This is a genomic window from Variovorax sp. P4_D9 (assembly GCF_056401695.1).
Map to the genome: position 1 here is coordinate 1 of NZ_JBFUIU010000346.1, position 9,330 is coordinate 9,330.

A 9,330-nucleotide genomic window follows, 5' to 3' on the forward strand; every position below is an offset into this window, starting at 1 on the left:
GACGCCGAGTGATCACGGACACCGGCCACATCGGGGGAACATCGGGGGATCTGGCACTCTGGACCAGCGAGGCGCTCTCCGCTGAGGTCTATATGCCCCCCGAGGGGCCTGGGGAGACACGCCATGGCCCTCTTTCTTGTAGCCGCCGAAGCCTTGGTCGCCCACTATCTGAACGGACGCACCTTGCCGGAGCTGGTGCACAAAGCAGCAGTGCAAGCGGCGCGAACGCGGCTGATTGAGGGGAAGATGCCCGTCCTTGACGAGACGCTGTGTAGCACTATTGACCGCGAGGCAAGCTAACCGATTCCGCGATGAGCKACACAGAYCCGAGGGGGCATCTGAACAGCCCRAAGCGGCCAATTCYCCCGTACCCCTTTTGGTGCCATCCCAGGCGTAGGCYGGACCAGGTCAATCCGGACTGCGGACATGACCCTCAATCTCGTCCCGMGCATCCCCAAGCGTCAYGTACRCGCGAATCAGCGCCACTCGAAGGACATCTTGGTGAGTGGACGCATCAAAGCTCCGATCGCTGCTCAGCGAATTGGCCGACACGGCYGCTGCAACGAGYTSCACGGCTTGCGCAAAGCGTGCTTCGTCGATTGCGGATCTTTCGCTCATGGGCACTTCCTCCGGTGAAAGGGTTGGTGCATACCGCGATAGGCGGGATAACGCCGCCATCAGTAGCCGTGTGCGCACCGAAACGACGTGCTGATGCGCGACTGTACGCCTGCGCAGCGCGCTTTTCCCCTGCAGCGACGAGTGCACCACAGCCGCTGGCGTGGCCGTTCGACTTATTGGATGTTGACGACCAATCCAGTCCGGCACATTGCGGGCGGGCTCAGACCGCGTGACCTGCATCTTCCGACAAATGCGCCACGGTCTGAACCATGGACCACATCGACTGCGAAATGGCGCGTCGAGGATGCGGCAGGGTCCGGCCCGCCAATACCGGTCATCGGGTAGCGTGCACCGAACGAGTAGTTCGACTGATCCGGTTGCCCCTGCTGAACTCGTTGCGCGGTGTAGAGTGCCTCCTCTGGCGCGCCGCGCCGAGGAGCCGCAATGATCTTCCGCAGTCCTTGGCCCGACATCGCGATCCCCGATCAGTCCCTGAGTGACTTCGTCTTCGCGAATTTGCCCCGACGAACCGGGGACATCGCCTTCATCGACGGGCCCAGTGGCCGGACGCTGACCCATGGCCAGGTCCACGAGGGCGCGCGACGCGTCGCCAGTGCGCTGATGCGCCGGGGCCTGCGAAAGGGCGACGTGTTCGCGATCCATTGCACCAATGTGCCGGAGTATCCGTTGGCCTTCCACGGCGCGGCGATGGCCGGCGGGGTCGTGACGATGGCAAGCCCGCTGTGCACGGCCGAGGGCCTCGCGAGTCAACTCGATGACAGCCAGGCGCGCTTTGTGCTGACCGAGCCTGCGCTGCTCGAGACAGCCCTGAAGGCCGCGGCGTCTTCGCGCGTGCAGGAAGTCTTCGTGCTGGGGGAAGCCAAAGGCGGCACACCCTTCGCGGCCCTCCTTGCCGCCGACGCCGTGCCTGTGGCCGTGGACATCGATCCCGCCCGGGACCTGGTTGCACTGCCGTACTCGAGCGGCACCACCGGCCGGGCGAAGGGCGTGATGCTGACGCACCGCAACCTTGTGGCCATGCTGTCGCAGCTGGAAACCATGGCCTCCGACGCCGAGGTCGCAGGCCTTTGCACCCTGGCGGTGGTGCCTTTCTTTCACTCCTACGGTCTGGTGGCGTTCCTGAACGGCACGTTGCGACGCGGTGTGCGCTGCGTGACGATGCCGCGCTTTGACCTGGAGCAGTTCCTGCAGCTCATCGAACGCCATCGCGTGACAATGCTCCACGTCGTGCCGCCGATCGTTCTGGCCCTGGCCAAGCATCCTATGGTGGCGAACTACGACCTGTCGTCGGTGACCTTGGTGAACTCTGGAGCCGCGCCCCTGGGCAACGAGCTGCAGCAGGCGGCCAGTGCGCGCCTGCGAGTGCCGGTGCAACAGGGTTACGGAATGACGGAAACCACTGTGGGCGTCGCGAGTCGCAAGCGCACAGGGGATCCGGTCAAGTCCGGCTCCGTCGGACGCCTGCTGCCGAATGTCCAGGCGCGCATCGTCGACGTCACGACCCGCGCCGATCTCGGACCCAACGAGCGCGGCGAACTAGTCGTGCGCGGGCCGAACGTCATGCGCGGTTACCTCGGCAACGCGCCGGAGACGGACGCGATGATCGACCCCGACGGCTGGTTGCTCACCGGGGACGTGGCGCTGATCGATGAGGAAGGTCACATCTTCATCGTCGACCGGCTGAAGGAACTGATCAAGGTCAACGCCTACCAGGTTGCTCCGGCCGAACTGGAGGCCTTGATACTGAGCCATCCCGCCGTCGCCGATGCCGCCGTCATCGGTATTCCCAACGAAGAGACTGGCGAGGTCCCAAAGGCGTTCGTCGTGAAGCGATGCGAGATCGGCGATGAGGAACTGATGGCTTATGTGGCGGCGCAGGTAGCGCCCTACGCCAGAATCCGCAGCGTGGAGTTCATCGATGCAATACCAAAATCGGCGGCCGGAAAGATCCTGAGGCGCGCTCTCAGGGATCGCGCGCGGTAGCGCAGTTTTCGGCCAGGAGCCGAAGTTCGCGAATGGCCGCTTCCCGGCATTGAACTTCAACTGATTTGCCACTCACTTGATATTCCCGCCCAATGCGGGCCGAGGCCGCTTCGCCAACTCGAGGGCTGCGTCGGCACCAATTCCCGTCATGCACAGCAGGCGGACGACGATCTCGTCCGTCGCGGTCTGCGAAACGTCGCCGGTGGTGATGGCGAGGCTGATTCCGACGATCGCATGGGTCGTCATTCGCCAAATCAATTCCGGGTTGGAAATCTGAAACCTGCCGGCGTCTGACGCTCGCCGCAGGTCCCGTATCGCGAAGGGGCCCATACGCCGGAAGAGCGCGTCGGCAATGACTTCTGAGCGACTGAGCAATTGCTTCCAGCGAACATCGGCCGTCGCAGTCTCGAGGACGGTACGTACGCCGTATGCGTAGACCTGTGCCGGATCTGTGAATCCCTTGGTGGTCTGCTCGATGCGCAGGGCTAGGCTGTGCATCATTTCCTCGAGGACGGCGATGGCGAGCTCCTCCTTCGACTTGAAGTAGTTGTAGACCGTTCCGGCCCCCACATCCGCGCGTTCGGCAATCTCGAGCATGGTGGCGCCGTCCACGCCCCGTTCGCTCATGACAACGCCAGCCGCGCGAAGCAGCGCTTCCCGGTTCTTTTCGCGCCGTCGTGCTACGCGGCCCCGGCCCTTCGGCTCGGCGGAATCTTGCTTCTCAGTGAATTTTTCCTCATTCATGAATGACATTCTAGTTTGAATGTCCTCGGTTGCTCGTGGCTGACTTCCCTTGAGCAAGGCCGCTAGGACGGGCCTTTGGGGGGCGTCCCCCTGCAAAAAATCGTCGTGGCTCGTGGCCATTCAAAGCCATGGTGATCAACATCAAATTCGAGGGTAAACCATATATGAACGTCATTCATATTCGACGTACATTCATTTCCGTGGCTTGAATGGTTCCGTGAAGCCACCGCAGCAACAGGTTGGAGCGATGCGCAGCACTTCTCCGACGAGCGATGGCGCGCAGGCGCGCCGGATCAACTTCGAAAGGGATTCCCACATGAACAGCATCTCTACCCAAGCGCCGCTCGGCTTCGACGCGGACGTGGCTATCGTCGGCGGCGGACCCGTCGGCACGCTACTGGCCATCCTGCTCGGCAAGCAGGGCAAGCGCGTTGCGCTGATCGAACGCTGGAGCCAGGCCTACTGTCGGCCACGGGCGGTCACCTATGACCACGAAATCGCCCGCATCCTGGCCACCCTCGGGATCGACTCCGAAAACGATCCGGCGATCGACTACCACGACGAGCTGTACTACTGGAAGGACACCGAGGGCGAGAACCTCCAGATCGTGGACTGGCAGAGCACGTCGGCCTCGGGCTGGCGGGTGCGCTATTGGTTCAACCAGCCGGAACTTGAAGCGCGTCTGACCGGCATCGCCGACACCTTGCCCGACGTCCAGCAACTGCGTGGCTGGCAAGGCATGGCGCTGGCGCAGGACGACGATGGCGTCACCCTCACCCTGCAGCGCAGTCCCGAAGAAGTCGATGTCGACGGTCCGAGCCGGACGCTGCGCGCGAAATACGTCGTGGGCGCAGATGGCGCCAACAGCTTCGTTCGCGAGAGCCTGGGCATCGAGAACGAGGACAAGGGCTACTTCTTCGACTGGCTGATCCTCGACATGATTCCGAACGGCGACTACGAGACGAAGCCGGCGCAATGGCAGCTCTGCGATCCCAAGCGCCCCACCACCATCGTGCCGGGAGGCCCGGGCCGCCGCCGCTGGGAGTACATGGTGCTCCCTGGCGAATCGGCCGAGGAAATGCAGAAACCTGAGCGCGCCTGGGAGTTGCTCGAGCCGTGGGGGATGACTCCGGAGAACGCGGTTCTGGAGCGCAGTGCGGTGTACCGCTTCCAGGCGCGTTGGGCCAAGGTCTGGAACAAGGGGCGCTGCGCCCTGGCCGGCGACGCTGCCCATCTGATGCCGCCCTTCGCAGGCGAAGGAATGTGCGCCGGCGTCCGTGACGCCGTCGCCCTCGGCTGGCGGCTGAACGCCATGCTGGAAGGCAAGGTGGGCCCCGAGGTGCTGGACAGCTACACGACTGAGCGTTTGGAGCATGYYAAGCACTACATCGACTTCAGCCAGAAACTGGGGCGGATCATCTGCATCTCCGACGAGAAGGAAGCGGCCGAGCGCGACGCGCGAATGAAGGCCGACCTGGCTTTGCGCAACAACGCACCCGTTCCTACCGACGTCTGTCGACTCGGTCAGGGCGCCTGGTGCGCAGAGGCCGCCCACGCCGGAGAACTGTCCGTGCAGGGCGTGGTGGAGGCCAACGGAAGGCGCGACCGCTTCGACCAGGCCGTCGGGCAGGGCTGGGTCCTGATCGGTCTGGACGCAGACCCGACCGATGCACTGACCGCCTTCCAACGGCAGCAGCTGGCGTCGCTGGAAGGCCTCGCGGTCAAGGTGGGCCAGCCCGGCATGCATTGCGATGCCGTCGACATCGATGGGACGTATGCGAAGTGGTTGCACGAGATCGATGCGCGGTACGTGCTGCTGCGGCCCGACTTCTACGTCGCGGCCACCGCCAACACACCCGACGTGCTGCGGCAACGCTTCGATGAAGTGATGTCCCGCTTGCACCTGACAACCACCCGCGCGGCCGACCCGGTGCGCCGCGAGGCGCGAGGCGTGGTCATCGCCTGAGCGTCCGGTCACCCATTTCCACCTTGGAGGAGCATATGAATCTGAATCGCCGGCAATTCACGCAGGGCTTGGCCGTCGCGGCCGCCTCGGCCACGACACCCTGGGCTCATGCAGCCGACACCGTCAAGATCGGCTATGTGTCTCCACAGACCGGGGCTCTGGCTTCGTTCGGTGAGACTGACAAGTGGGTCATCGAACAAATGAAGGTCGCATTCAAGGACGGCATCGTGATCGGGGGCCGGAAACACGACGTCCAGATCATCCTGAAGGACAGCCAATCCAACCCGAACCGTGCGGGCGAAGTCGCCAACGACCTGATCCTAAAGGACAAGGTGGCGCTCCTGCTGACCGCAGGCACGCCCGAGACGGCCAATCCCGTGAGTGACGCGGCCGAGCTCAACGAGGTGCCGTGCATCAGCTCGGTGGTCCCTTGGCAACCGTGGTTCTTCGGCCGCAAGGGCAACCCCTCGACCGGGTTCGAGTGGACCTATCACTTCTTCTGGGGCCTGGAGGATGTCATCGCGACCTTCACCAACGCCTGGAAGAGCGTCGACACGAACAAGAAGGTAGGCGCACTGTTCCCGAACGATGGGGACGGCAATGCCTGGGGCGACAAGGATCTTGGATTCCCGAAGCCGCTCGCGCAGATGGGCTTCGGCTTGACCGATCCGGGGCGCTTCCAGAGCGGCACGCAGGATTTCAGCGCCCAGATCGCGGCGTTCAAGCGCGACGGCGTCGAAATCGTCACCGGCGTGATCATTCCGCCGGATGCCAAGACCTTCCTCACGCAGGCGCGGCAGCAGGGCTTCAAGCCCAAGGTGGTGTCTTTCGGCAAGGCGCTGATGCATCCGCTGGCCATCGAGGCGCTCGGCGAGCTCGGCGAAGGATTGACGACGGAGATGTGGTGGAGCCCCTCCCACCCATTCAGCTCCAGCCTGACTGGCGAGAGCTCCGCAGCCCTGGCCCATGCCTACGAGGCGAGCACCAAGAAGCAGTGGACCCAGCCGCTGGGGTTTGCACACGCCCTGTTCGAGGTGGCGTCCGACTCGCTGAAGCGCAGCAAGTCGCTGAATGCCAAAGATGTGCGCGAAGCGGTGGCCGCCACCCGAATCAGGACCGTCGTGGGTGACCTGGCCTGGGGCGGCAAGGGCCCGTTCAAGAATGTCAGCAAGACCCCGCTCGTGCTCGGCCAGTGGAACAAGGGCAAGAAGTTCAAGTACGAGCTGACCATCGTCAACAACGAATCCGCCAAGGCGGTCCCTTCGGGCGGCACGCTCAAGGTCATCTAAGCGAGGCGATGCGAACCATGCCGCTGCTTGAACTGCACTCGGTCAGCAAATCCTATGGGGCCGTCAAGGTCACCGACGGAATCACGCTTGCGGTCGAAAAAGGCCAGACCCTCGGAATTCTCGGGCCCAACGGGGCCGGCAAAACCACCTTGTTCAATCTGATCTCGGGGGACGTCCGGGCCGATGCCGGCCGGGTGCTGTACGACGGCGAGGACATCACTGCGCTGCCGCCGCATCTGCGCTGTTGCCGAGGCATCGGCCGCAGCTACCAAGTGCCCCAGCCCTTCGGCAACATGAGCGTGTTCGAGAACCTGGTCACCGCCGCGAGCTTCGGCGGGGGCCAGCCCGAACACCAGGCCTGGGACACCGCCGTCGAGGTGCTCGAGCAGACCGGGCTGATGGTGCATGCGAACAAGCCGGCGGGATCGCTGACGCTGCTCAACCGCAAGCGGCTGGAACTCGCGCGGGCCCTCGCCACGCGGCCGGATCTACTGCTGCTCGACGAGATCGCCGGCGGACTGACCGAACACGAAGCGCAAGAGCTGGTCGAGGAGCTCAAGCGGATCAAGGCCAGTGGGGTCACGATGATCTGGATCGAGCACGTGGTGCATGCGCTGCTGTCGTTGGCCGATCGTCTCTATGTCATCAACTTCGGCCAGCGTCTGGCCGAGGGACTGCCGAACGACGTGATGAGAGACCCCGAGGTTCAGCGCGTCTACATGGGCATGGAGGTCTGACGTGAGCGCTCCACTGCTACAGACCCAGGGCCTGCAGGCTTTCTATGGCGATGCCCAGGCCCTGTTTGGCATCGACTTCCAACTCGGCGCCGGCGAGCTGGTGTCGATCATCGGCGCCAATGGCGCTGGCAAGTCCACCTTCCTGAAGTGCCTGACCGGCCTCGTCCGAGCTGTGGCTGAATCCGTCGTCTGGAAAGGCCAGCCCATCGGCGGCGCCGCACCATCGACGATCGTGCGTCAGGGCATGGCCATGGTGCCGGAAGGGCGCCGGTTGTTCCCCTCGCTGTCGGTCGAGGAAAACCTGCTGATGGGAGCCAACGCGGGGCGCAAGGGCCCTTGGAACCTGCGGCGCCTCTACGAGCTGTTTCCGATCTTGCAGGAAAAGCGCCGACAGCCCGGCACTTCACTGTCCGGCGGACAGCAGCAGATGGTGGCGATCGGCCGCGCGCTGATGAGCAATCCCGAGGTCCTGCTTTGCGACGAGTTGTCGCTGGGCCTGGCGCCGATCGTGATCCGCGAGATCTACCAGGCCATGCCCGCAATCACCGGCGAAGGCATGGCGGTTGTCGTCGTGGAACAGGACGTCAGCGTGGCGCGCCGCGTCTCGCAGCGGCTGTACTGCTTCCAGGAAGGTCAGGTCTCCCTGGAGGGTCCTTCATCCAATCTGACGCGCGCGCAGATCAGCCAAGCCTACTTCGGAGTCTGACCTATGGAAACGATCCTTCAAGGCCTGTTGCTCGGTGGCCTCTACGCCCTGTTCGCCCAGGGGCAGTCGCTGATCTTCGGCGTCATGCGGCTCACCAATACCGCTCACGGAGACTTCATCATTCTGGGCGCGTTCTCGACCGTGACGCTCGTCGCATTGGGTCTGTCGCCCTGGATCGCGCTCCTGGCGACATTGCCGTTGGCATGGTGCCTGGGCTTCGTGCTGCAACGGCTCGTGCTCAATGGCACGTTGGGCAAGGACCCCTTGCCGTCGCTCGTGGTGACGTTCGGGCTGTCCATCGTCATCCAGAATCTGCTGCTCGAGTCGTACTCCGCGGATCCGCGCTCGATCGACACTGCGGGCTTCAACAYGCAGAGCTGGGCCATCACGAGCGACCTGTCGGTGGGGGTGCTGCCACTGCTGATCCTGGCGCTGGCGCTGCTGGTGACGGCCGGTCTTCAATGGCTGTTCAGCCACACCGCCCTGGGACGCTCGTTCCGGGCTGTCTCGGATGACCGCGAAATCGCAGAACTTATGGGTCTCAACGCCCGCAAGGTCTACGCATTGGCCACGGCGCTCGCCTTCGTGCTGGTCGGGCTGGCCGGCGCGCTGCAGGCCATGCGAACCACCGTGTCGCCAACGGACGGACCGATGCTGCTGCTGTTCGCGTTCGAGGCCGTGATCATCGGCGGCATGGGCAGCTTCTGGGGCACGCTCGTTGGTGCGCTGCTGCTCGGCATCACCCAGCAGGTGGGGTTCCGACTGGATCCGGGCTGGGGCATCTGGGCCGGCCACCTGATGTTCCTGGCAATCCTGATGGTGCGCCCGCAGGGCCTGCTGCCAAAGACTCGCGGCTGAAAGGACTCGAAATGCAAACTGGATCATTGAACCCCACCTACCAGGTGGTGCGCGGCACCCGCACCAGCGGCCCGCTGCTGGGTCTCGGGCTGGCCGCGGTAGTGCTCGCCGCCAGCCTCCCCTGGTGGGGCGAGTCGAGCTGGATGCGGGAGTTCGTCGAGATTTCCTGCTACTTCATCTTCGCGATGATGTGGAACCTGATGGCCGGCTATGGCGGCATGGTGTCCATCGGACAGCAGGCGTTCTTCGGCCTGGGCGGCTACGTGATGCTGGCGCTGGGCAACTTCTGGGGCGTCAATCCGTTCGTCGCAGTGGCTCTGGGAGCGCTCATCGCTGGCGTGGCGTCGATACCCGTGTCGTGGATCGCGTTCCGCCTGCAGGGTGGCTACTTCGCCATCGGCACCTGGG

At 64.2% G+C, this 9,330-nt stretch carries 9 protein-coding genes; 8 read left to right on the top strand and 1 reads right to left on the bottom strand.

The window, feature by feature from the left end; translation table 11 throughout:
• Positions 1 to 123 precede the first annotated feature (123 nt).
• Both AC1DY5_RS30170 and AC1DY5_RS30175 read left to right on the top strand, forming a co-directional pair.
• Positions 124 to 300: a hypothetical protein gene (locus AC1DY5_RS30170; protein WP_478117435.1), complete on the top strand. Its 177-nt coding sequence runs from the start codon at positions 124 to 126 to the stop codon at positions 298 to 300.
• 762 nt (positions 301 to 1,062) lie between these two features.
• Positions 1,063 to 2,622 (top strand): AMP-binding protein, encoded by a 1,560-nt coding sequence (locus AC1DY5_RS30175; protein ID WP_478117437.1) that lies wholly within the window; start codon positions 1,063 to 1,065, stop codon positions 2,620 to 2,622.
• 72 nt (positions 2,623 to 2,694) lie between these two features.
• On the opposite strand, the gene AC1DY5_RS30180 is transcribed toward AC1DY5_RS30175, so the two are convergent.
• Positions 2,695 to 3,366 carry a TetR/AcrR family transcriptional regulator gene (locus tag AC1DY5_RS30180; protein ID WP_478117438.1) on the bottom strand — a complete coding sequence of 224 codons (672 nt, stop codon included), beginning with the start codon at positions 3,364 to 3,366 and terminating at the stop codon, positions 2,695 to 2,697.
• A gap of 316 nt (positions 3,367 to 3,682) precedes the next feature.
• Between AC1DY5_RS30180 and mhpA the strand changes: the two genes are divergently transcribed.
• The 6 genes from mhpA to AC1DY5_RS30210 form a co-directional block, all read left to right on the top strand.
• Positions 3,683 to 5,332, top strand: coding sequence for a bifunctional 3-(3-hydroxy-phenyl)propionate/3-hydroxycinnamic acid hydroxylase MhpA (gene mhpA / locus AC1DY5_RS30185; RefSeq protein WP_478117439.1), 1,650 nt, complete (start codon positions 3,683 to 3,685; stop codon positions 5,330 to 5,332).
• Between the two features lie 35 nt (positions 5,333 to 5,367).
• Positions 5,368 to 6,621 carry an ABC transporter substrate-binding protein gene (locus AC1DY5_RS30190; RefSeq protein WP_478117441.1) on the top strand — a complete coding sequence of 418 codons (1,254 nt, stop codon included), beginning with the start codon at positions 5,368 to 5,370 and terminating at the stop codon, positions 6,619 to 6,621.
• A gap of 17 nt (positions 6,622 to 6,638) precedes the next feature.
• Complete coding sequence (locus AC1DY5_RS30195) at positions 6,639 to 7,358, top strand: ABC transporter ATP-binding protein (RefSeq protein ID WP_478117443.1); 720 nt, start codon at positions 6,639 to 6,641, stop codon at positions 7,356 to 7,358.
• 1 nt (position 7,359) lies between these two features.
• The gene (locus AC1DY5_RS30200) at positions 7,360 to 8,064 is read left to right on the top strand and encodes an ABC transporter ATP-binding protein (RefSeq protein ID WP_478117445.1); all 705 of its coding nucleotides are present in this window, start codon (positions 7,360 to 7,362) and stop codon (positions 8,062 to 8,064) included.
• 3 nt (positions 8,065 to 8,067) lie between these two features.
• Positions 8,068 to 8,922, top strand: a complete 855-nt coding sequence (locus tag AC1DY5_RS30205) for a branched-chain amino acid ABC transporter permease (protein WP_478117447.1) — start codon at positions 8,068 to 8,070, stop codon at positions 8,920 to 8,922.
• An 11-nt stretch (positions 8,923 to 8,933) separates the two neighbouring features.
• Positions 8,934 to 9,330: ABC transporter permease subunit (locus AC1DY5_RS30210; protein WP_478117448.1), on the top strand; the 397-nt coding region annotated here is incomplete at its 3' end.

Coding starts and splice junctions, on each gene's coding strand:
- AC1DY5_RS30170 (WP_478117435.1), top strand. CDS start 124: ATGGCCCTCTTTCTTGTAGCCGCCGAAGCCTTGGTCGCCCACTATCTG.
- AC1DY5_RS30175 (WP_478117437.1), top strand. CDS start 1,063: ATGATCTTCCGCAGTCCTTGGCCCGACATCGCGATCCCCGATCAGTCC.
- AC1DY5_RS30180 (WP_478117438.1), bottom strand. CDS start 3,366: ATGAATGAGGAAAAATTCACTGAGAAGCAAGATTCCGCCGAGCCGAAG.
- AC1DY5_RS30190 (WP_478117441.1), top strand. CDS start 5,368: ATGAATCTGAATCGCCGGCAATTCACGCAGGGCTTGGCCGTCGCGGCC.
- AC1DY5_RS30195 (WP_478117443.1), top strand. CDS start 6,639: ATGCCGCTGCTTGAACTGCACTCGGTCAGCAAATCCTATGGGGCCGTC.